Genomic DNA, 22,822 nt, shown 5'->3' with positions numbered 1-22,822 from the left:
TTTGGCCGGTCTCCAAGACTTGTGCTACACTTGATCGTTGAAAGTTGGCCTGCGTTCCGGAGGCACGTTCCCGATGGCAGATGATCGTGCCGCAGTCATCCAGACGCCGGTCGGAGCCAAGACTTTGACCTTCACCCAGCTGATCGGACGTGACGAGATCAGCCGCTGCTTCGCCTTCACCGTCGGCTTCGTGAGCAACGACCTGCAGGTCGACCCCCTTAAGATGCTGGGCGGAACGGTCTCGATCGAGGGGGAATCCGATCCGAAACGCTGGTTCAGCGGTCTCATCTCCGAGTTCCGTCTCACGCGCATCGAGGAGAGGCTGGCCTATTACGAGGCCGTGGTCAGGCCTTGGCTGTGGTTCCTCGGCAATACCACCGATTGCCGCATCTTCCAGAAGATGAGCGTCGTCGAGATCGTCGAGGACATTTTCTCCAAGCACGCTCCCGCCAAATACGAGAAGCGGCTCCAGGGATCGTACCCCGCGCGCGATTATTGCGTGCAGTACGACGAGACCGACCTCGACTTCGTGCAGCGCCTGCTCGAGCACGAAGGCATCATGTACTTCTTCGAATATGGCGATGGCGAGCACAAGCTTATCCTGACCGACGCCATGAGCAAGCTGAAGCCGGCGCCCGGCTACGAGAAGGTGCCCTATCACCAGGAGGGGCGGGCGGCGAGGCGCGACGTCGAATACATCACCGACTGGATACCCGGCAGCGCCGTGATGCCGGGTGCCTACGCCCATACCGACTACGACTTCAAGAAACCGGGCGCCGACCTGATGGCCGTGTCGACGAAGGCCTTCAGCCATGAGCGGGCATCCGGCGAACACTATCGCCAGCCGGGCGCTCATCTCGATGTCGGGCGCGGCGACGCGATCGCGGCGATCCGGCGCGAGGAGATCCAGGCCGTGCACCGGCGTGTTCGGGCCGCCGGCACCGTGCGTGGCCTGGCCTCGGGCTCAACCTTCAAACTCGAAGGCTTTCCGCGCGAAGACCAGAACCAGGAATATCTGGTGGTCAGCGCCGAATACCGGCTGTTCGATCCCGGCTTCCGCAGCGGCGTCGAAACGGAAGCCGAGAACTTCCGTGTGACCATGGAGGTGGCGCCGACCTCATTGCCCTACCGGCCACCGCGCATCACGCGGCGGCCCGTCATGCGCGGGCCGCAGACGGCGACCGTGGTGGGTCCCTCGGGCGAGGAAATCTTCACCGACGAATATGCCAGGGTGAAGGTCCAGTTTCATTGGGACCGCGAAGGCAAGAAGGATCAGGACAGCTCCTGCTTCGTACGGGTCTCGCAGAGTTGGGCCGGCAGCGGCTGGGGCTTCATCCAGATTCCGCGCATTGGCCAGGAGGTGGTGGTCGACTTCATCGAGGGCGATCCCGATCTGCCGATCATCACTGGCCGCGTCTACAATGCCTCGCAGATGCCACCCTACGGACTGCCCGGAAGCGCAACCCAATCGGGCTGGAAATCGAACTCCTCGAAGGGCGGCGGCGGATACAACGAGCTGATGTTCGAGGACAAGGCCGGTTCCGAACTGGTCAATTTCCAGGCGCAGAAGGACCACAACCTTCTGATCAAGAACGATCGCACCAAGCTGGTGCAGCACGACCAGTCCGACCGCATCGACAACAACGCCAAGCATTCGGTCGGCGTCGATCTCGACGAGGACGTCGGCAACAACAAGACCGTGAAGATCGGCGTGGACCAGACGACCAATATCGGCTCGAACGACACGGAGACGGTGGGTGCCAACCGGTCGCTGACGGTGGGGGTCGACGAGACGATCGGCATCGGCTCAAACTCCACCGAAACGATCGGCCAGAACCATACGCAGACGGTGGGGCTGGTGCAGACGATCACGGTGGGCGCGGCGCGGATCGATACGGTGGGGGCGGCCGAGACAAGGAGCGTGGGCGCGGCGCAGATAAACACGATCGGGGCGACGCGGTCGGTCAGCGTCGGCATTGATCAGAGCCACGACATCGGCGCGTCGGACAGCTGGAGTATCGGGGCGAACCAGAGTGTGCAGGTCGGGGCCAATCAGTCCTTCAAGGTCGGCAGCGCCCAGAGCAGCGATATCGGTGCGGCGCGCAGCGCCAAGATCGGGGCGGATGACACGACTACGATCGGAGGCATGCATACACTGAGCATTGCCAAGGCAAGCGCGGTCAAGATCGGCGAAGACAGCACCGTGAAGGTCGGCAAGAATCTGGTGATCGATGCCACCGACTCCATCCTGATCAAATGCGGCAGCGCCAAGTTCATGATGAAGAAGGACGGAACGATCGCCATCGAAGGCAAGGACATTTCCATCAAGGGTTCCGGCAAGATCGGTATCAAGGCGTCAAGCGACATCGTCATGAAAGGCTCGAAGATAGTCGAGAATTGAGGTGAGGTATGAACGAGGTCAGTAAACGCATTGAAGGCGTAGTTATCGGTGTCTTCATCGGTTTCGACGACCAGGCGACGCCGCTGGTGGTCTTCCCGGGCAATCGCCAGGAAACAGCCGTTCCTGCCAGGAGCCTCGCCGAATTGTCGTCGTCGATGGTCGGATCGGAGGTAGCGCTCCTCTTTGAAGCCGGCGATCCCGGTAGGCCGCTCATCGTCGGTCGGCTTGTCGACCCCGTGAGGAAAGCCGCCACGCCCGCTGTCGTTCGCGATGGCGAACTGGTCCGGATCGCCGGCAAGGAGCGGGTCGAGCTGCGCTGCGGCAAGGCTACGATCATCATGGAGAAGGACGGCCGCATCATCATTCGGGGGACGAATGTGACAAGTCATGCCAGCGCCGCCAACCGTATTCGCGGCGGTTCGATCAACCTGAACTGAGCAAGGCCGGTGCTCAACAACGCCAACTCGGTTCAGGCCTGCCCCATCGTTGCCGACGTTGTGCGCCAGCACGCCGAGCTGTCGGCGTTCCTGTGGGCGCAGCGTGAGCTGCTGCGGCAAGCGGATCCGGTCGACGCGGAGGCGATTGCGGCTATCGACCTGCGTCTGGAGGCCAATCTCGACGGACTGCGCATTGCCGGAGAAGCAGCTTGGCCCTTCATTCTGTCGCAGTATGAGGATTTCCCGGAAAAGGGCGAACTGTTCGTCGCAGCCTTCTTCGCCATCGAATGGTGGGATCTGGCGCGTCTCGACCGGGTGGTCGAGTTCGGACGCGCGTCCGAGGACGTGGCAGGGTTGGCCGGCGCCCTGGCTTGGCTGAAGACGCAAACCATCGCGCCCCTGGTCCGCGACTGGATCGGCTCGGCTGATGCCATCAGGCGGTACCTCGCCGTCTCGGCTTGCCTATCGCATCGCGTCGATCCCAAGGCTCGACTGCCGCACCTGATGCGCGACACCGATGCAAGGGTGCGGGCCGAAGCCTTCCGGCTGGCTGGCACGCTGCGGCGCGACGACGTGATCAATGAGTTGCGCAGGGGGCTCGTCGAGCAGGACGATACGGCCAGAGCGCAAGCCGCCGTCGCGCTTTTCTTGCTCGGGGCAAATTCGGATGCGACAGCCGAATTGAAGAATGTAGCGGTCGGTGGCGGGCCGGAAGCTCTCACAGCGATGCGCATGGTAATCTCAGCCGGCCCCCAACGCGCGGTGCGCGCATGGCTCGGCGACCTGCTGGCGTCTCCTGATACCGCACCTCTCGCAGTTCGCGGCGCGGGCATGCTCGGAGACAGGTCTGTCCTGCACTGGCTCGTCCGCCAGATGCGCAATCCGCCCCTTGCTCAGGCGGCCGGAATTGCCTTCTTGGAACTGTTTCCGGAAGCCAAGGAGAATCACGAACTGTTCTCGGTCGAGGTCAGCCTGCTTGGACAGGTCATAGGAGACCATTTCGATGACGACCCTCCCTACCTTCCCGTAGCGGATCGTATCAAGGAGTGGGGCAGGGAACGGAAACTGTTGGGCGGCCGGGATTGAGGTCGCGGTTCACTCGATCTTGATACGCGCGATCGGTTGGCTTGTCCGATGAAAAGATCCCAGTGCATTGAGCAGCGGGTTCCAGGCTTCTTCAGAGCCGCCGAACTCGGCAACGACAACCTCGACGGAAAATTCGTCGAAGAGATGAATGGCGATGTCTTCAATGGCGCATTTGCCGCTTTCGAGGTCTTCTTCCGTCATGGGAAAGCCGTCGACCGAAATGCGTTCCCATTTGCCCATCAAGGTGGCGATAGCCTCGACCGTCGCTTCGGACGGTGGCGCTGCGAACTCGACCAGCAGGCGACGATACGACCGGGGAGAGCCTGTGGGCTCCCACTCCACAGGGAAGCCGAGCGCCGAAGAGGCGTCTGGATAGAGGACGGACTGATTTTCGAACGTTACCGCTTCCAGCGGCCTGGCAGCCATGACCGCGGAACCGGCGCCGACGATCGTTATGGTCAGCAGCGGATGGGCGTCCAGGGAAAAGCCGACCAGAAGATTATAGAGGACGCGCAAGCAGCGCGGGTCGCAACGGCTGGCCTCGAACAGCCACTGCCGCGTCAGCTCGCTTGGCCGACGGAACTCCTTCAGCGCCATTGCCGCTTGATCGGGTGGGATCTGGGGGACGCAGAACGCGCCTCGTGCACCGAACTCCAGCCAGCTTTCAACAGTTTCGTTGAGATCGACATCGATGTCATCAGGCGGGGAGCCGGACAATTCAACCTGGACAAAGAACTGCCCGTCCAAACGATCCGGGATTTGTACGCGGCTTACAGGAATGCTGTCAGACATTGTCGTCGAACCGGTGGAGCCACCGCTCGGTAAGATCGTCTTCGTCAGCTCGCTGCAGATTGAATGAAGGATACCAGTCGACGAGCACAGGTTTGATCGTACCGAATGCGGCGCGGTAGGCTGGTAGGGACCGTCTACGGTTGACGTCGCCTGTCTCGGGGCGTTCGCCTGCCCTAAGGATGGTTCCGTGCCGGGTTTCGACCATGTTGACATCCGGCTTGAGTTGCGCGCGAAGCTGCGCCACGCCGCCTAGCCGCTTGACGAATGGCGGGCCGAGGGCGGTGAGCCAGTTCACCCCCTTTATGCCCCCCTCCTTCACCGCGTAGGAGGCTTCGAACATGTCGGACATGTCGGCACCGGGATGACGCATGGCCAATGGGTAGGCCAAAGGATAGGCCTTGTTTGGTGCATATGGCGAGCGTTCGAGCACATAGCCTGCATGCCCGGACGCAAAGGGAAACTTGTCGCAGATGTCGTGCGTGAGTGCAGCAAATGCTTCCGGGTCGTCGGATAGTATTTCGGCCGGCATAAGGATCTGGATGTAGTTGGACCTCTCTTCGAACGAGAAGGATTCCCTTGAGTTGGCGAAGACCGTAAACCGCCACCGTGCCGTATCCACATACTCGTCGCCGTCTCGGAGCTCGAAAAAGATGGTCTCTCGCGGCCGCCTTTCGACCTTTAGCCACGCATTCAGGATGCCGAACGTCCTGCTGTTGACACGGTGATGCTTCTGCATCGCGCCGGTCATGTACCAGCGCATGAGCTTCTTGGGGCAGCGGTCCAGGAAGATCTCGAACGCGAAGAGTATTTCATCCGCCACATCGCCATAGGGCAGGTCGAAGTACAGGCCGATGTCGGCGCCCAGCGAAACCACGCGGCTTCCATCATCCAGCACAACGTCAAACGCGTTGTTTTCAGTCGGCATGACAGACCTCTCTCGTCAACAATCCACGTCCTGGCATTCCTTCGGTGAAATGGCTTGCACCTTGCCTTTCTTCCCGGCGATGCGCCGGTAAGCCTGTTCTTGCTCCGGCGACATCATCTCGGCACCCGTCCTGGTCATGTCGGAATCCAGGCGTCCCGAAAGCTTTTCGCCGCTCTTCACCTTCTCCGGGCACGGAAACTTGGCATCATACACGTTGCAGGTCGGGCCCGTGCCAGTGCAGGCGTCCGGCCGTTTAACCTGCACCCTGGCGTTGCGCCGCCGCCCAAGCACTTGTCTCAGCACTTTCTTGGCAGCACGGGGGTGCACCGGTCTGCCGTTCTGCTGGAGTATGGATTTCGGTAGCCTCGATTCCATGTTGAACGACGTTTCCGTGTACAGGTTTGGTTCGTTTTTGAGTTCCTTTTCCACGCAAGAATGCTTAAGTGTTCCCAGGGCACTGCAGCGTTTGTTCTTTTTTTGATCGGAGACATCGTAATGTTTTCGATCGCATTTCTTGATGGCGCATTTGATCTTCTTTTCTAGATCGGCGATCGTTTGAGGGTCGAGATCGCCCTGAAGGTTCACTGTGTTCTTGTTGTTGTGAAACTTCTTGTCGGTGTGCCGGCAGGCGTTCTTGCCGTCCATCTTGACGTCGAAGGAGTAGGTGATCCAATCCGTCGCCTGCTTGAACGTATTCGACTTGACGCCGCCGACCGTGCCCGGCTCGTCGCCGGTGCTCATGCCGTACTGCGATCCCTTGACCGCAATCATCTTGCCACCCTTGGCGAGCACCGTCGTCGTGCCGTTGCGCAACGTTCCCTGATTGGCGAAGTTGGGGTATGGCAGCGGGATTGGCCCGCCCGGGCTGGGGGTCTTGCAGACATCCGGAATCGTCGCGATCGAGACACCGATCGTGCCCTTGTAGGTCAGGCCGAGCTTGTTGACGGTTATGTGGGTCGGCATTAGGCCGTCCTCCTCGGCGCGCGAAGCAGAGCGGCGGCCCGGCTGCCGTTCTCCGAGCTCGCCCAGATGAGGGAGAGGGGACCCTTGGAATAGTCGCGCGCTTCCGCTTCGGTCACGAGCCCGACGAAGAGCGGGCCGGAGGCGGCGCCGACATCGCCCCAGCAATCGGCCGGCGTCTCGAAGTCCGCGGCGTCCTTGAACTTGCCCCTGTTGAGCAGAACGGCGAAGCCATACTCGTTGCCGCGATAGCGTTCGCCATTCATGTCACAGATGACACGGTCCACGACGCCGATCTCGCTGGGCGCCTGCTCGAATGTCGAACGGAATGCGGTACCAAGGCCTTTGCCGAGCACCACGGTCTGGGTCTTGATCCTGTTCTCCTCCCTCGCGGCTCCAACCGAAACCACTTCCAATAGCGGCCGGCAACTCAACTCGCGTGCCGTGCGGAGCGTTGCCATCAGACAGAAGCCGGCAGCCTCGCCGGGGCAGAAACCATAGATGTTTTCACGCGAATGCAGTTGCTCAAGCGCGTCCAGCCATTCCAGCGTCTCGGGTTCGACGTAGCTGTCCAACCCGCCGACCAGGCACAGCCTTGCGCTCCCGTTCGCCAGCGCGTCGCAGGCATGAAGCATGGCGAGAATTCCGCCTGCATGACCGGCAGCCAGCACGCCACCCTTCTCAATCGAGAAATTGCGGGCGAGCCTTGCCCTCAATCCTGAATAGACACTGGCGGCATAACCGGCCGTCTGTCCCGGCCGCTCTTCGCCGACAGCTAGGACAAGAGATATGGACGCGCGGCTGCTCTTGAGCGGTAGCAGTGCGTCGAGAGCGGCCGAGGCTCCGATTTCAACCACACGATCCGGTCCGCTGAGGTCGGCACTGACCCCGTTGTCGAGTGTCACCTTCATCGGCTCGCCGAAGCGATCGACCATGAACGGATGGTCCTGTATGACCGAGATGCCGGCGCGGACGGCCGCCGCGCTGGGGGGCAGCGAAAAGCCGAGCGGCGTGCGTGCCCCGACACCTATGACGACGATGGCACCGGGGTTGTCGCTCATCGTGCGGATCCCGTCCAGACACCGCTCTGGATGACGGCTTGGGAGACGCCCATCCTCTCGCGGACATTGACTGTCGTGATCTTCAACCGTTCGCCGTCGAAGGGACAGTGTAGCGCCGAAAGCCATGCGATGGAGAATTGCCGCTTGTCCGGCATCAGCCGCAGCGTATGTATCGGCGGTTCGCCATGCGTGCGGTCCGGACCCCTGTAGAACCTGGTGACGATGTCGAAGGTTATACGGGGCAACAGGAACTGCAAGAAACCATCGGGGGTGAAGTTGCCAAGTTGCACGAGTTCATAGCCGACCAACGGCGACTTCGTCTGCTGGTCTTCGGGGGCACACTGATAGTAGATGCGGCTGAAATCGCGCGGCAAGAGCGGATCGCGCGTCTGTTCCCACTCGGTTCCGTATGTGCCCGCATATTTGATGCGCGGCAGCCAATGCCGCCCAACCGGTCCATAGCCTGCCGGCCGGTGCTTGTCATGTGCTTCGGGATACTCAAAATTGGGCACTGTTTTGCCAACCAGATGTTGCGGGTGGACCGCAAAGCCGGTCCCGACGGGGTTACGTTGTTCCCAACCGGGTCTCGAAGCCTGTGTATCGGTACCGCCGTAGCTGCGCCGCCAAGTAATTGGCATTTTCAGGAAAGGCTCCGGTTGGCTCATCGCGACTCCGACTGGTCCCGGAATGAAAACCCTGTCGCCCGTTACAGTCAGCGACTTGTCGACATCTGCTACCTTGATGCGGGTGCCAATTTGGGTACCCGGCCCTCCATTGGCAGCATAGGCATGTCCCTTTATCAGCACATCGGTGCGTTTCTTCTCGAGATTGAAATCGGTCTCGTCCAGCAGTTCGTTCGGATCACTGGCGAACACCGGGGCCATGTTGACCGGTATCTGCTTCTCCAGCAGCGTCTGCCTTCCGTCGGGGGCGATTTCGAACGATGCCTTGATTGCCACTAGCCAAATCTCATGGCCGTTCTCGTCTCGCGTCCAGCTTTCCTGGGCTGCAAACGGGGTCTCGTTCGACAAGATCCACATGCGTCAGGCGACCTCGCGGGGTCCCGCCAGGAGATACCGCAGCGTCTCGCCGGGCTCCTCCGGATCGACGTCGTACAGTTCGAACGGATCGATCCAGAAGACCATTCCGCGAACAGGTTCCCCGCCGCCGTCCACGGCGGGAAAGGGCAGCATCGCGAGGCGGTCGCGAAGCGCGTCGGCATCGAACTCGCCGTAGCGCGCCTGCTCTCCAACCTCCTCGATATCGACGAACCAGGAAGCGGCGAGCACGGCAATTTCCGCCGCCGCCGAGGGCGGCGCTGCAGCCAGTGTGAGGGGAAAGCTGCGTCCGGCCTTGTCTGTGCTCGCCATCACGACGCCTGTCATCGGGCCGTGCATATCAAGGCCGAGCATGAAGCGCAGGGCCGGCCGTTCCTCCCACGGGCCGGCAGCGAGCCGCGGCGCGAGGTTCCTGGCGATCCAACGGTCCCAGAAACGGACATAGGCCGAGGGAAGCGATCGACCCACAAAATCCCCCGCCGCCGGAATCTTCCCGTAGAAGCCCGGGATCAGATTCTCTCCGGGCATGTGAACCTCGCGAACATCTTCAGATTGTAGGGGTTCTCCACGCTCGAAGCGCGCAGTTCGAAATCGGCGTAGTAGGCGCGGGCGGCGAGCCTGAGCTTGTAGACTTCGGGGAGGTCGGTGCCGGCGAACCGGCCACCGCGCAGCATCCTGAGCCAGGCCCAGCTTCCCGTCTCGCTGACGACGACAGCGGGCGAGCCGTCGAGCGGCTCGAAGGAAAGCGTGATGACGCCGGTGCCGTCCTTGCCCGGCCACGTCATCGGCTGCGGGCGGGTGGCGTTGTTGAAATATGTGAGCATCTGGCCGTCGACATTGAGCGTCACCCGCGCCACGCTTGGCGCGAGGTCCTTGGGCTCGAGCGTGAAGCTCATGGTCGGTCCGCTGCCGGCGGCAAACAGCTCGTCCCTGATCCTGCGCGCCTGTTCGAACGCGGCGAGCACGGAGGGATCGAGCCCGAAATCGGCGCGCCATTTCCAGGGTGAGCTGGCCGTGTCGACATAGCCGATCAGATGGTCGTTGATGAAGTTGTCGATCATTCCGCCCGGGCCGAAGAGGCGCGAGAAGTCGCGAATGTTGACGTCGATCGCGCTGCCGGGGTCGAAAGGATAGCGGTTGGCCAGCGCAGCCTGGCAGAAGGGCAGCACATCGGCACGCCAGATCGCGTTGAGCTGCGAGGTGACCGCCTTTTCCGTCAGGCCGGTCGTATCGCCGGCAATGCCGGCGAGCCAGTCGTCGAGCGGATCGGGCAGCGTCCTGGCTTGCGTGGCAACCGCGCCGGTCAGTTCGCCGAGGCCGCCCTGCCGCTTGATGGCGTCCTGGGGATCGGGGCTCGCCGAAAGCGTCTGCAACATGTTGGACAGCGCCGTCAGCGCCGCGACGGTCGCATCGAGGGAAGGGGGCAGGCCATCGACCTCCGCGACGGCGCCCTTGATCGGCTTGAAGTGCTCGGCCACCTGCGTACCTGAGATGTCGGTCTCCGCCGTCGCCCCCGTCCGCGGCAGCAGCTTTATGCCCTTCTTCGCATATTTGCCGATCTTGCCGAATTTGCCGAGCAACTTGGACGCGCCCTTCGATTTCGCCTTGTCGTCGCCTTGCTCCTCCTCATCCGAGCGTGTCAGTTCGGTCTCGCGCACGACCGCGTTGACCAGCCGCTTCATGGCGGAATCAGCGCTGGAGAGGTCCTTCAGATTGTCGCTCGCGGTTGCCAGATCGGTCAGCGGCGCGAGCTTGACGTCGCGAAGGAAGCTGTCCCATTGGGCGATGAAATCTTCGTAGTAGAGCTTGAGGATATCCCCGGACAGCGCGGGGATGGAGGTCTCCGCATTCTCGGAGCATCCACCGGCGAAGACTGCGCGGTCGAGTGCCGCCTGCGCGGCGACGTCCTCGAGCCGGACGAGCACGGCCTCGTGGAAGCCGCCATATGTGAAGGCGCCGGAGATGCCTTCGCGCAGCGTCTTGCCCGAGCGCCGGGCCAGCACCTTGCCGCCGTTCGGGCCGGCGAAGTTCGCCGGGACCCATTCGGCCAGTCCGGCCACCGCGGGGTCGGCCAGCAGCGTCTTGTAGGCGCGTACCGGCAGGGCGATCGCGCACACCGTCTGCAGCGCCTCACCGACCAGGCCCTTGTCGGGGGCGACGTAGCTTTCCTCCACCGCCATGCGGGCGATCGCTGCAACCTGGTGGTCCGCGGCCTCCTGGGTCGGGAAAGGTTGGACCGGCGCGAATTCGGGCAGCTTGTTCAGCCACCAGTCCCGGGCGTATTCGGGATCCATCTGCGAAAGGCCCGTCATCATGCGATAGGTCTTGAGCGCGCCGAACAGGAAATCCGGATCACGGATCTGGCGCCACATGGTGGCCTCGAGCAACGAAACCATCCGGGGCTCGAGGATGTTGCGCAGTGCATGGTCGTAGGCGTCGGTCTGCGCGCGGACGAGTTCGGCGGAAGCAGACGGGCCGATCAGGTCCCGCGCGCCCGAAGGCGGCTCGACCCGGCCGTTGGCCACCTCGGAGACAGCTTCAAGCCCGGCGTAGAGATCGGGTTCCTCCACCGGCGCCTTGCTCACCGCGATCGGGTTCAGAGCCTGGCGAAGCCCGTCGAACAGGCTGGCCTGGGCAGCAATCGCCGAGCGGTTGTCGAGATAGGACAAGGTGAACAGCAGCCCGGCGAGGACCACAGCCGCAGCCGCGGCAGCGGCCGAGCCGCGCCAGATCCACAGGCGTCGGCGCTCGGCGAGGGGGTCGAGCGTGCCGAGGCCGGCTTCCTTGAAGACGACTTCGGTCAGGAGGTTCTTGAGGAAGAAGCTGCGTTTGTCCACCCGCCGCACCGGCGCCGCGCGCTGCGGCGGCAGGCCGAAGGAGGCGGTGAGCGCTGCCGTCAAGCGGTCTATGGGAGCGCCCTCCTGGGTCGCCGAGGTGAGATAGAACCCGCGCAGCCAGGGGCTCTCCTCGTAGCGGCTCTCGCCGAAGATCGTCTCGACCAGGGTCTGGATGGGCTGCGATAGGCTTTCGAGCTGGGCCGGGAAGCGGAAGATGTCCGCGCGAACCGCAAGCGAATCCTCATATTCGAGGCGCGGCACCAGCCGCTTTTCGAGCTCCCTTGCCAGCGTGGAAAGCTCGCCGGCAACCACGCCGCCGTCGATGCGGGCGTCCGGCGCGAAGGTGGCGCCCCAGACCTGTTCGCGCGCCGAGGTCGACAGGCCGCCGAAGAATGCCTCGAAACCTTTGACAAGGTCGGCCTTGGTCAGCATCAGATAGACGGGCAGGCGGATCTCCAGCCGTTCCCGCAACTCGATCAGACGCTTGCGGATCTTGCGGCCATGGGCGCGGACGGCCTCGTCGCCTTCCGACAGCGTGTCGATCGACAGCGCGACGATGACCCCGTTCAGCGCGCGCCGGCCGCGATGCTTTTTCAGGAGATCGAGAAAACCCAGCCATTCGGCCGCGTCGACATCGGGCTGGCTCTCCTGCTGGACGTAGCGGCCCGCCGTATCGATCAGCACCGCATGTTCGGTGAAGAACCAGTCGCAGTTCCGCGTGCCGCCCACGCCCTGAAGGTCGTCGGTGAGATCGATCGGGAAGTTCAGCCCCGACTGGCGCAGCGCCGTTGTCTTGCCGGTCGCCGGAGGGCCCACGATCAGGTACCACGGCATGTCGCGCAGGAACTTGCGACCGCCCAGCTTCCGGCGCTTCAGTTCGTTCATGACGTCCTGGAATTTCGCGCCCACTGCCGCGACGCTCTCCTCGCCCGGGCTCAGTTGCGGCTCTTCCGGAGGGGCAGCGATCTCGGCGACGAACATGCGGTTGGCGCGGATCGCCCTGCGCTGGACGATGATCAGACGGACCAGCCACAGGATCACCAGCACGGCGATGATGGCGATGCGAACCGTCTCGGACGCGAATGGGGCGTAACCGCCGACGCTGACGATCGGGCCGAAGATCCAGATGATCAGGGAAAGCAGCGCCAGTCCGATCAGCGTCCAGAGCCAGCGCGACGTCAGTACCGCCCAGAGGAAGCGCAGGATGAACATCTCAGAGCCTCTTCTCGACCAGCACTTCGACCCGGCGGTTCAATGCCCGGCCCTCGCGCGTGGCATCGTCCGCCACGGGGTCGGTGGCGGCCCGGCCTTCGGTTCGAAGCCGTTCCCGGGGCACGCCGTTCTGGACCAGGATGTCGGCAACGGTCGCAGCGCGCGCTTCCGAGAGGCGCTGATTGGTCGACAGCGGGTTGCTCCGCTGCAACGGTATGCTGTCGGTGTGGCCGACCACCGTGATATTGCCGATGATCTCCTCGTTCTCGAGGATCACCTTGGCGATCGAGGCGATGAGCGGCTCGAAGCCGTTGGTGAGTTGGGCGCGCGAGGACTGGAAAACCTCGGGATTGGAATTCTGGATGACGAGCGTCGCCAGCGAAACGCTTTCCCGTCCCTTGAGCGCCTTCGACAGGTCGGCGGGGGCGGCCGCCTGGAACTCCGGCACGAGCTCGATCTCGACCGGCTCGATCGCCGGTGCCTCGGATGGCGGCTCGCGAGGCGCCGCGCGGTCGATCTCGGCCCGGTCCGGCGGCGGCAGGGCACGGACGAGCGTGGCGAGCTCGGTCGCCTGGCCGCTGAGCTGCATCGACAGGAAGACATGGATGGCGACGGCCAGAACCGCGGCCGCCGCAGCCATCACCCAGATCGGTATCGCGAAGCGCGACGGCTCGTCGGCGGCGAGCACGCCCTGCCAGTGGGGGGAGAGAGGTGCTTCCTCCCCGTCGGGATCGCGCAGGAATCGCGCCGCCGCGGCACGCACGGCGGCGAGCGACCGGTCGCCCGCCCGCCCGGGGACGCGGTATTTGCCGCGGAAGCCGAGCGCGAGGCATTGATATTGCAGCTCGAGGAGGTCGCGATCGCGGTTCGGATGCCGCTCGAGCTGCTCCAGGCGGGCGAAGAACTGTTCGCCAGCGTCCACGTCGCCCCGCAGCATCACGACCAGCGGCTGGCGCGGCCAGGCGCTGGCGCCTCCCCATGGCGTGTTGAGCGCGAGGTCGTCGAGAAGTGCCGCCACCGCCCAGGCCGCAGCATCGGCCCTGGCGAGCGGGGAACCGCCGGCGACAACGGCATCGCGTGCCTTCACGAGTTCGTCGAGAAGGCGTGTGCGCAAGGCTTCCGGATTGTCGGGCGCGAGCGCGCTCTCGAGCTCGGGCGCGAATTCGAGGAGCGCCGCGAAGGCGCTGACGAGCGGATTGGGATGCGAACGCGACCGGCGCAGCGGAGCGCCGGACGGCGGTGGAGCCGCCGGCCGTCGCATCGGCGCGCCGACCAGCCGGATACGGGTCCGTTCTCGATCCTCGGACAGGCCGAAAGGATCGTCCTTGCTCATCGCGTCACCTGTTCACCGAGTAGCAGTCAACCTCCGGCTCGTTCGGAAGCACGCCGGAAACGCCGATGACGAAACCGGGCGCATCGAGCAGCGAGGCCCAGTGCTCGCTCTTCTGGTCGAGCTCGAGGCACAGGCGATCGCCGTCGTAGGGAATCTCGCGCGGCTGTGAGTGCAGCGGCTTCAAGGGGATTCCGGGCAAGCGCGACTTCCACAGCCCCTCGAACTCGCCGGCTGCACCCACCGTCGCCTGGTTCACGAATATCTTGCGAAGCGCTTCCTCCGAGAGCTCCGAGCCCACGCGAATGACGATGCGGCTCTGCTGCAGAAGCTTCGGGTTGTCGATGCGGACCTTCCAGACATTGGTCGAATGCCGCATGACCGGCAGGGCGCGCGACTTCGGCTCGACATAGCGCAGGCTCAATATCAGCGAGCGCAGCGTATCGGCGAGCGTCGAGAAAGCGAGGCCAGGCGCCATGTGGTCATAGGCGGGGAGCTCCACCAGGCGCCGGGAACTCGAGCCATAGGTCGCCATCGATCCGGCCAGGCTTGCCATCTCGAGATAGAGCTCGGCCGGGTGGAAGATATCCTGGGCCAGCATGTGGGCGAGGCGAGGGCGTGCCGCATTGGCGAGGTTCAGTATGAGCAGGTTCTCGACGCTGCGGCCGGGCCCGCCGAGCACCATCTTGCCGTGCGCCTCGGCGATGCGGTCGAGGCCGGTAATCACCTCCTGCAGCAACTGCCCGTACCAAGGTACCGCGCCGGTCACGAGCGTGGGCGGAAGGAAGGTGTCATCGAGCGCCACGGCGCCATCGGCGCGAAGCCCCTTTATCTCCGCGACCGGGAGCGCGGTGAAGCCTCCGACCGGCTTGCCGGCGGCGATCAGCATGGCCTGTGGCCTGGCGATCTCGATCTCCTCCGCTTCGGCCCCTCCCTGCACGGCGTCGCGGATCCACTCGATGCGTCCGCGGTAACGTGCTCCGGACGGCTCGGCATGGGCCGGGTCGAAGCTGATGCCGCCCGGAGGCTCCAGCGGCAGCGCCATCTGCACCGGGCCCGCCGCCGTGTCGGCCGTGACGGCCAGCGGCTGGGGCGCATCCATCGTCTCCGGAATGGCAAACGGAGTTCCGTCGGGCAAGATGCCGCGTGCCGACAGCACCGCGATCTGCCCTGCTTCCAGCAGGGCCGGGTCGAGAGACAGCGACCGGAACCCGAACGTATGCAATTGCCCCGCCTGCAGCACGCCGCGTACGGTGGCTTCCATGAAGCGGTCCTGCTGCTGGAAATGTTGCGTCCTGAGGAAGAGCCCTTCGGACCACAGCACCCTGTTTGCGTCGCTCATGCTGCCACTTTCTGCTTTGGCACCCGGCGTTATGCGGAAATGCCGCCGCTGCCGAGCCTCACATTGACGGTCATTTGAGATCCGGGCGACACCGACTTGGTGGTGCGCCAGCTTCGGCCGCCGGGCTCCCGGACAAGCGCCACGAGGCCGAGAGCGGTTGCCTCCGGTTCGACGGTGATGGTTTTCGATGCGGTCTGGCCCGGCCCGACGGCGATCTGGTCCGAACCGATGAGGTCGCCTCCGAGCGCTCCGCCGGCATCCCCCTGCAGTGCGAAATAGTCCGCCGAATTGAACTTCCCCGTGCTGCGCAACCTCATCACGAGGATCGTCACAGGCCTGTCGCCGCCGCCCGGTCCGGGATTCATCCCGGCCTGGCCGGCAACGTTGATGACAACCGTCGACGGCTTGGGCGGCCCGCTCTGGCAGGCGGCAATGATGCCGGTCGCCCCGAGGGCGAAAACGAAGTCGCGCCGATGGATCATTCCTCACTCCTCTTCATATGCATTTCTGAAATCGGCGCCGATTTCGCCCAGGAAGCGGGACTCCGCGCTCAAGGCGATCTCACGGTGGCGCTTGCGGTAAAGTTCCCAAAGCTGGGCGCTGCGTCCACCCGCGAGGAGGGTTTCCATGGCCGAGCTGGATTTCAGCTCGTTTTCGATGGCGGCCGGATCGAAGCGATCGATCATGCGGCGCAGCGCGCCCTGCACGCCCCGCCAGGCGCGGACATGATGCTGGGCGAGGTCGCGGATGGCGTCGACGATGGCTGGTTCGCTCCCCAGAAAGCCGGGGCTGCGATCGGCAAGGATCGTGGCGAGCGCATCATCCACGGTCGGCAGGAACTTCAGCGGATTGACCTCCGATGCGCCGACCACGGTCTGCGCGACGCGGGCATTGCCTTTCTCTTCCGCACGCTTGCGCAGAAGCTGCATCAGCCCTTCCATCATCATGCGGTATTCGCGGCCGAACTTCTCCATTTCGGCAGTCGGATCGCTGTTCGGGAACTCTTGCGGGTCGAGGCCCATTCCGCGCAGGAAGGCGTCGCGCAGCGCCATGTCCGTGGCGGTGGCGTCGGGCGTCGATCGAACCGCCTGACGCCCCTGTGCCGGACGCGGTGCCTGGAGTTCGGGACCGGGCCACGAAGCCGGCGAGGCCGGCCTTGACCGGCCGGCGACGTCGCTTTCCTGCTCATCCGCAGGGGGCGTCGATACCGGATCGAGACTGAACGGGTCATCGAACGCGGGAGATTTATGCCGGCCGGCATCGGTGGTTTCGGCGGCGCTGTAGGCACCCGGCTCGGGATGTTCGAACGGGCTGGGAAGATCGGAGGGGCGGGCCGGCTTGGGCTCCTCCGCGGACTTCATCGAAAAGAAGTCGTCCTCGTTGATACCGGCCGGCGGCCGCGACGCCGATGTCGGTGGCGGGGCAGGCTCCTCCGCCGATGCTTCGAGATCGACCCAAAGCACATATTCGCCCAGTCTCAATCGCATGCCGTTGCGCAGCGGGGTCGAATTGCCGGCGCCAAGAGGTTCGCGCCCGTCGTCGATGAACAGGCCGCTGCTCGAGGTATCCGTCACGAAATAGCCGTCGCGTCCCGCGGAAATCGTGCAGTGGGCGCGTGAGACGAACATGTCGGGGTCGTCGATCTGCCAGTCTGCGGACGAACCGCGTCCGATCACCAACTCGCCCTCGTCCAGCTTGGTCTGCTGCACGGCCTGCGGTCGCGGTCCCTGTTCGAGGGTAAGGACAAGGCTCATGCCGCAACTCCAGCAGCCCGCGGACGCCATCCGACGAGAGTGCGCAAGCGCATGTCCTCGGCATCGGGGCGGTCTTCGCGCGGTGCGAGCCACGCAGTGCGCGAGAGCTGCGCGGATCCGATGCGGGCCGGCGGAACCTCGTCGCGCGCCAGCACGATGCGCAGATCGACATCGAGCATGCCGCCGACCAGATCGCGCACCGCTGTCCTCAGCATGGCAAGTCCCTCGGTGCCCGGCAGGAATGTCTTGAATCTGGTCAAGTCCAGCGGGCCGATGCGCAGCTCTATCCGGCTCTGACGATCGAAGCTGCGTGGGCCGATCGTCGCGCCGCGGTTGAGCGCGGCACTGTTGAGGCCCACCCGCGTCTGCAGTGCCGCGGGAATGCTGATCCAGCCGCCTACAAATTCCTTGAGCTGGACCGGAACCTGGAATGCCTCGGCCAGGAAAAGCGTGAGACGTTCGGGCCCATCCACCTGGTGGGCCAGGGCGGCCGCCTGGCGCAGCTTGACCACCTCGATCCCCGGTTCCTCGAAACCGCGGGTGCCCGGAAGGCCCATGCCGGCCAGCGCTCCGAGCATCGAGCGGACGCGGCCGCCGACCGGCCGCTCGACCTGCACCTCCGGATGCGCGTCGGCCCAAGCGCGATAGAACAGCGCGATCATGCGATGCTGAAGTACGTTGGCGAAGTCGAGGAAAGTCGTGTCGCTGGTCGCGCGGGCGTTCTCGCCGGCGAACCAGCGCTGCGACAGACGGTCGAGCACCCAGCGGGTCAAATGGAGCGGCATCGGGCCTTCCGGCCCCAGCAGGCCGAAATTCGCCACGGTGACTTTTGCCGGCTTGCCGTCCGCCGCTGGATGGAACTCCGCGATGTCCTGTGTGGCGAAGCCGAGACGTACATGCTGACCGAGCCGCGCCGGCTCGCGGTCCGGGCGGCCCGCATGGCCGAACAGCCCACCGTCATGTTCAAGCCGGCGCAGAAGCTCGAAGAAGTCGAAGGCCTCCGACGGCACTTCGGAACGGCGGTCTAGATCAGGTAGCGATTGCCGGGCGTCATCGGCCATGGCACATCCTCCTGCTTCTGGAGCAACCGGGTGCGCGTGCGCACAAATCCGTTAATGCCGGCATAGCGTGCGAAGAGCCGAGCGAGCAGCGCTGAAAGCAGCAGCGTGCTTTGGCCCGCCAGCACGGACTGATCGACGGACAGCGTCACCTCGGTGCCCCGCCCGAAACACATCGGTCCGGCTATGGCCAGCCTTTCGACCACAGGCCGGCTTTCGACACGGACGATGGACCGCACGTGACGCGCCAGGCCCGGGTCGCCACGGTCGGCATAGAGGTCGAGCAGGGCGTGGAGCGGATCGGCCCCACGGCCCTCTTCGGCCAGGCTGAGAAAGTTGAGGGAGAGTTGCGCCACCAGACGCCACGCCAATTCGTCGGAACGGGACTCTCCCTCGGCGCTGGTCGGAAGCGTCGCCGGGATGGCCGGCTGCGGCGGCCGCAGCGCGCCGAGAAGCCTCACCGTCTCGACCGGATCTCCACTTTCAAGCGTCAGGGTCGGTGCGTCGTCAAGAATGGTCAGATCGCGGTTCGTGCAGAGCGCCACCACGTCGATGTGCCGAGGCGGTCTGGGGATCTTCGACGCGGCCGGGCGCGAAATCGCCAGGAAGACGTCGTCTCCGACATAGGAGGTTCGCGTAAGCCCCTGCCGTCTTTCGTCTTCCGTCGGGCGGCGGGGACGGCGTTCGATAAAATAGACCCAGCCCCTGCCTCTGTTCTGCCCCAGGCTGAAAAGCTCCGGAATCTCCGCGTCGGGCCCTTCGAGATCGGCATCCTCGACCCGGATCGGCCTGTAGATCTCGAAATCCAGCGGCCGGGTCCGGTCGGCATGCAGTACCTGCCGCGTCCTGCGGGAATCGAGCTCGATGGCGTTGCATTCGCGCTCGAACAAATTGACGATCGGCGTGGCGAAGAGTTCGAAGTCCGCGGTCGATAGATCGGCGAGTTCGGGGGCCGGCCGCCGCAACAGGAACACGATCTCGAGGCCGGCGTCGGATTTGCGCACCACCTGCTGAAGCCCCTGTACGCGAACGAAGTGGAAGCGCTCCGGCATCACGAAATATTCGCGCAGCAGCCGGTAACCTTCAAATGTCGGCCGACTGCGGGGCATGAGGGCTTCGCTGTCGCTGATGCCGATCATTTGCGGCGCGGGCAGAGGCGCCAGCCGGTTGGTTCGGCCATCGGCGCGTGCCCCCACCGCCGCGCAGAGCCCGAAGATCGCATCGAAGAGATGGGGCGCCTTCGTACGGCCGGCGAAATGCAGATCGAGCCTGTCGAGCGCCAGCTCGCTGAGCTTGCCCTTGCCGGTCCGCGCCAGGCTCAGGCGCAGCGCCGCCTCGCCGCCGACGCCGTCGATCGGCGTGATCCCGGCGGCGGCGAGCCCGCTTCTGTCCTGGATGTAGCCCACCGATGCAATCTCGATCGGCCACAGGGTAACCTCCTGGGCGGTTGTGAAGGTGCAGCGCGTGGTGAGGCCAGGCCGAAGGCTTGAAACCAGCCGCGTGTTTCGACCTACGACATGGCCGGCGAGCATGGTCTGGACCTGCTTGCCGGGCTTCAGCACCGCCATCGCGGTGGCCGGCGTCGGCGTGACAAGATCGGGATAGAGAAGATTGAGCACGCCCCGCGCGAAACGCGAACCCTCGGCGTCGACCTTGAGCCGGGTCCGTGCGGCCAGATAGGCGACGCCGTCGAGGAGTCTTTCGACATAGGGATCCGGACAGGGCACCGTATCGAGCGACAGGTTGCGCGCGACCGCGGGATGCATCTCGGCAAACTCCGTCGCGAGTGCGCGGACATGGGCGAGCTCTTCCTCGTAATATTCCAGGAACGCCCGGTCCATTTCAGCTATCCCTCAATTCGGTCCGGGCCGAACCGTTGTCGAGATCGATGGTCGTGCGCAGCTTCAGCCGTTCCGGCGTCGGCGTCATGACGAGGACTGCGTCGATTTCGATCTTCAGGCCCATGCTCTTGTCGCCCAGGGTCACCGTGACCTTGGTCTCCCCATCCTTCAGCCGCGGCTCGAATATTCCGAGGACGGCGCGGATTTCGCGCGCCAGCTCTTCGCGATCGAAGTCGCGTGCCGACCGGCCCGAAAAGGACGGCACGCCGAAATTGACGACGCTGCGGCGGGCTTCGGGAAAATCGTCCAGCGCGAGCGGGGTGTCGGTCGCCAGCTCGGCCTCGACGGGAGATAGAAGCGGCACCGATTGGAAGCGTTCGGTGTTGAACAATGCTTCGATGTCGCGTCGCACCGCTTCGCGCAGCACTGTCGGCGAGACCACTACGCCGCGGCTCTCGAGTTCGACACGGCGCCGGTTCTGCATCAGGAGCCGATGAAGGCGCCGCTTCTGATCGGATGTGAGTTCGGGGTCCGCATCGATGGTCTTCGCGCCGCCGGCCAGCAATCGGTCGAGCCGCTGTTCGTCCAGTTCGTCGCTCAACGCCTTCAGCAGCACGTCGATCTCGGAAGTCAGTCCCGGCAGGTCGTTCACGAGGCGGTCCCACAGGGAGGGTTGGACCGCCTCGCGTGTCGCGCGTGGACTCATGCTGGTTTTGATCATCGCGATACCGGGAGGCCCCGGCCGGCGTCACACACCGACATGGACATCCATTTCCACCTCGTCGCTTTCGTCATAGGTGAACTTGATCGTCTTGTAGGCGAAGGCGATCCGTTCTTCGAGCAGGTCCGGTTCGTCCACGCTCGGCTTCATTTCGTAGCCGACGACCGAGGCGTCCGTGAGAGTCACCACCAGATAGTCGCTGCTGGCTTCCTCGATGGTCCTACGGGCCGAAAACACCACTTCGTCCAGCTTCTTGTTCTGGAACAGCGCCTGCTTCAGATAGGGTGAGGATTTGTCGTAGTACTTGATGAATTTGATCGTGCCCAAGGCCACGCGACCTCGGCGCGACAGCGAGTTGGGATCGTGCGGGGCGACCATGTCGAATTCGACCCCGTGGACTTCGATTTCCTCCTCATGGCCGTCGCGTTCGCTCGGCCCTGTGATGTCTGGGACCTTCAGAAAACCATCGATTTTCATTTCTGCTCTCCATCATGCTCAAGTGATCAAGTCTTAACGGAGGGAAGCTCCGACACGAGCCGGAGCGAGGCATTGATGCCCTCGAGTTGGTAGTGCGGACGCAGGTAGAAGCGCGCGTTGTAATAGCCCGGCCGCCCTTCGACGCTGTCCACCTGGACCTCTGCCGCTGCGAGCGGGCGCTTTGCGCGCGCCTTGTCGTCGGCGAATGCCGGGTTGGCCAGGACGTAGCGGTTGATCCACTCGGTCAGCCATACCTGCATGTCTGACCGTTCCTTGAACGAGCCGATCTTGTCGCGTGCGATCGCCTTGAGATAATGGGCGAAGCGCGAAACCGGGAAAAGATAGGGCAGGTTGGCCGAAAGCCTTTCATTGGCCTGCGCGTCAGGGTCCACCAGCCGGCCTGCGCGCTTCTCGTCGTCCTGAAGCGAGTGCGCGCCGATGAAGGCTGCCAGATCGGTGTTCTTGCGGTGCAGGATCGGCATCAGGCCGAGCTTGGCCAATTCGGCCTCGCGCCGGTCGTCGATTGCGACTTCGGTCGGGCATTTCATCGCCACCGTGCCGTCGTCGGTCGGGAAGGTATGGACCGGGAGGTTGATCACGGTTCCGCCGTTCTCGACCCCGCGGATCTGGGTGCCCCAGCCGAACAGCTTGTGGCTGCGATTGATGTTGACCCCCATCGGGAAGGCGGCGTTCATCCAGACGTATCTGTGATGGTCGCCCTGCACCTCCTCCTCGAAGGCGAAGCTCTTGACCGGTACCGTTTCCGCTCCATAGGGAAGCCGTGCCAGCACGCGCGGCATGGTCAGCCCGATGTAGCGGGAGTCCTCGCTTTCGCGCAGCGACTGCCAGGAGGCGTAGGCGGGCGACGACACGATCTGCTGCAGGTCCTGCGGGTTCGGCAGCTCCTGCCAGCTGTCCATGCGGAACAGCCGCGGCGCGGCCGCCGCGATGAACGGGGTGTGGGCGGAGGCGCAGATGCCTGATATGTTGCGCAGCAGCCCGACGTCCTTCGGATGGTTGGAGAATTCGTAGGCGCCGATCAGGCAGCCGAAGGGCTCGCCGCCGAACATCGAGTACTCGTCGGTATAGACCTTCTTGAAGATGGGGCTCTGGTCCCACATCTGCCCTTCATAGTCTTCGAGCGTGTCGGCGAGCTGCTCCTTGGAGATGTTCATCACGCGGATCTTCAGCTTCTGATCCGTCTCGGTATTGTTGACGAGATACCACAGACCCCGCCATGTCCCCTCCATCTCCCGCACTTCGGGCGCATGCAGAATCTCGTTGAGTTGTGCCGACAGCATCTTGTCGATGCCGGCGATCAAGGACTTGATCGACTTGATCGCGTTGGAGGAGATGGTGGTGGTCTCGGCGCGGGAGCGGGCCGCGAGGGCGAGGTTGCGGACCAGTGCCTGCAGCTTCTCGCTGTCGTCCTTCTTGACCCTGAAGTCCTTTTCCAGGAGCTCGCCGAACTCCCCGAGGTCGATGGCTTCGGCCTCGGCGACGGTTGCTACTTTTTGCTGTTCAGCCATG

At 64.1% G+C, this 22,822-nt stretch carries 19 protein-coding genes; 3 read left to right on the top strand and 16 right to left on the bottom strand.

The window, feature by feature from the left end; all coding sequences use genetic code 11:
• Positions 1-73: 73 nt before the first annotated feature.
• From tssI to JN280_RS26815, 3 genes are read left to right on the top strand one after another with little or no spacing between them, the layout of a single operon-like run.
• A complete protein-coding gene (tssI, locus tag JN280_RS26825; protein WP_202306865.1) occupies positions 74-2,401 on the top strand; it encodes a type VI secretion system Vgr family protein in 2,328 nt (775 codons plus the stop codon).
• A gap of 8 nt (positions 2,402-2,409) precedes the next feature.
• Positions 2,410-2,838: a DUF6484 domain-containing protein gene (locus JN280_RS26820; RefSeq protein ID WP_202306857.1), complete on the top strand. Its 429-nt coding sequence runs from the start codon at positions 2,410-2,412 to the stop codon at positions 2,836-2,838.
• A 9-nt stretch (positions 2,839-2,847) separates the two neighbouring features.
• Positions 2,848-3,924 (top strand): hypothetical protein, encoded by a 1,077-nt coding sequence (locus JN280_RS26815; RefSeq protein WP_202306855.1) that lies wholly within the window; start codon positions 2,848-2,850, stop codon positions 3,922-3,924.
• A gap of 9 nt (positions 3,925-3,933) precedes the next feature.
• On the opposite strand, the gene JN280_RS26810 is transcribed toward JN280_RS26815, so the two are convergent.
• The 16 genes from JN280_RS26810 to tssC are packed head-to-tail and all read right to left on the bottom strand — an operon-like array spanning position 3,934 to position 22,821.
• Positions 3,934-4,716 (bottom strand): hypothetical protein, encoded by a 783-nt coding sequence (locus tag JN280_RS26810; RefSeq protein WP_202306854.1) that lies wholly within the window; start codon positions 4,714-4,716, stop codon positions 3,934-3,936.
• Positions 4,709-5,641: a type VI immunity family protein gene (locus JN280_RS26805; protein WP_202306853.1), complete on the bottom strand. Its 933-nt coding sequence runs from the start codon at positions 5,639-5,641 to the stop codon at positions 4,709-4,711. Before JN280_RS26805 ends, JN280_RS26810 begins: the two co-directional genes overlap by 8 nt.
• A 15-nt stretch (positions 5,642-5,656) precedes the next feature.
• Positions 5,657-6,604 (bottom strand): DUF4150 domain-containing protein, encoded by a 948-nt coding sequence (locus JN280_RS39590; RefSeq protein WP_244742125.1) that lies wholly within the window; start codon positions 6,602-6,604, stop codon positions 5,657-5,659.
• Positions 6,604-7,662: a beta-ketoacyl synthase N-terminal-like domain-containing protein gene (locus tag JN280_RS26795; protein WP_202306851.1), complete on the bottom strand. Its 1,059-nt coding sequence runs from the start codon at positions 7,660-7,662 to the stop codon at positions 6,604-6,606. The genes JN280_RS39590 and JN280_RS26795 overlap by 1 nt, the downstream gene beginning before the upstream one ends.
• Complete coding sequence (locus tag JN280_RS26790) at positions 7,659-8,702, bottom strand: DUF2169 family type VI secretion system accessory protein (protein ID WP_202306849.1); 1,044 nt, start codon at positions 8,700-8,702, stop codon at positions 7,659-7,661. The genes JN280_RS26795 and JN280_RS26790 overlap by 4 nt, the downstream gene beginning before the upstream one ends.
• A 3-nt stretch (positions 8,703-8,705) precedes the next feature.
• Positions 8,706-9,248 (bottom strand): type VI secretion system-associated protein TagF, encoded by a 543-nt coding sequence (gene tagF, locus JN280_RS26785; RefSeq protein WP_202306848.1) that lies wholly within the window; start codon positions 9,246-9,248, stop codon positions 8,706-8,708.
• A complete protein-coding gene (gene tssM / locus JN280_RS26780) occupies positions 9,230-12,769 on the bottom strand; it encodes a type VI secretion system membrane subunit TssM (RefSeq protein ID WP_202306847.1) in 3,540 nt (1,179 codons plus the stop codon). The genes tagF and tssM overlap by 19 nt, the downstream gene beginning before the upstream one ends.
• 1 nt (position 12,770) lies before the next feature.
• Positions 12,771-14,102 carry a type IVB secretion system protein IcmH/DotU gene (icmH, locus tag JN280_RS26775; protein WP_202306846.1) on the bottom strand — a complete coding sequence of 444 codons (1,332 nt, stop codon included), beginning with the start codon at positions 14,100-14,102 and terminating at the stop codon, positions 12,771-12,773.
• A gap of 4 nt (positions 14,103-14,106) precedes the next feature.
• Positions 14,107-15,441, bottom strand: a complete 1,335-nt coding sequence (tssK, locus tag JN280_RS26770) for a type VI secretion system baseplate subunit TssK (protein ID WP_202306845.1) — start codon at positions 15,439-15,441, stop codon at positions 14,107-14,109.
• Between the two features lie 29 nt (positions 15,442-15,470).
• Positions 15,471-15,923, bottom strand: coding sequence for a type VI secretion system lipoprotein TssJ (gene tssJ / locus JN280_RS26765; RefSeq protein ID WP_202306844.1), 453 nt, complete (start codon positions 15,921-15,923; stop codon positions 15,471-15,473).
• Between the two features lie 3 nt (positions 15,924-15,926).
• Positions 15,927-17,195 (bottom strand): type VI secretion system-associated FHA domain protein TagH, encoded by a 1,269-nt coding sequence (tagH, locus tag JN280_RS26760; protein WP_202306843.1) that lies wholly within the window; start codon positions 17,193-17,195, stop codon positions 15,927-15,929.
• Positions 17,192-18,256: a type VI secretion system baseplate subunit TssG gene (gene tssG / locus JN280_RS26755; RefSeq protein WP_202306842.1), complete on the bottom strand. Its 1,065-nt coding sequence runs from the start codon at positions 18,254-18,256 to the stop codon at positions 17,192-17,194. The genes tagH and tssG overlap by 4 nt, the downstream gene beginning before the upstream one ends.
• Positions 18,220-20,094 (bottom strand): type VI secretion system baseplate subunit TssF, encoded by a 1,875-nt coding sequence (tssF, locus tag JN280_RS26750; RefSeq protein WP_202306839.1) that lies wholly within the window; start codon positions 20,092-20,094, stop codon positions 18,220-18,222. The genes tssG and tssF overlap by 37 nt, the downstream gene beginning before the upstream one ends.
• A 1-nt stretch (position 20,095) precedes the next feature.
• Positions 20,096-20,800, bottom strand: coding sequence for a type VI secretion system baseplate subunit TssE (gene tssE, locus JN280_RS26745; RefSeq protein ID WP_244742121.1), 705 nt, complete (start codon positions 20,798-20,800; stop codon positions 20,096-20,098).
• 42 nt (positions 20,801-20,842) lie between these two features.
• The gene (locus JN280_RS26740; RefSeq protein WP_202306836.1) at positions 20,843-21,292 is read right to left on the bottom strand and encodes an Hcp family type VI secretion system effector; all 450 of its coding nucleotides are present in this window, start codon (positions 21,290-21,292) and stop codon (positions 20,843-20,845) included.
• A 26-nt stretch (positions 21,293-21,318) separates the two neighbouring features.
• Positions 21,319-22,821: a type VI secretion system contractile sheath large subunit gene (gene tssC / locus JN280_RS26735; RefSeq protein WP_202306835.1), complete on the bottom strand. Its 1,503-nt coding sequence runs from the start codon at positions 22,819-22,821 to the stop codon at positions 21,319-21,321.
• Position 22,822 lies beyond the last annotated feature (1 nt).

The organism is Mesorhizobium sp. L-8-10 (genome assembly GCF_016756635.1).
GTDB lineage: Bacteria > Pseudomonadota > Alphaproteobacteria > Rhizobiales > Rhizobiaceae.
Note: the sequence above shows the minus strand (reverse complement) of the source record. Positions and strands in the feature narration are given on the sequence as shown.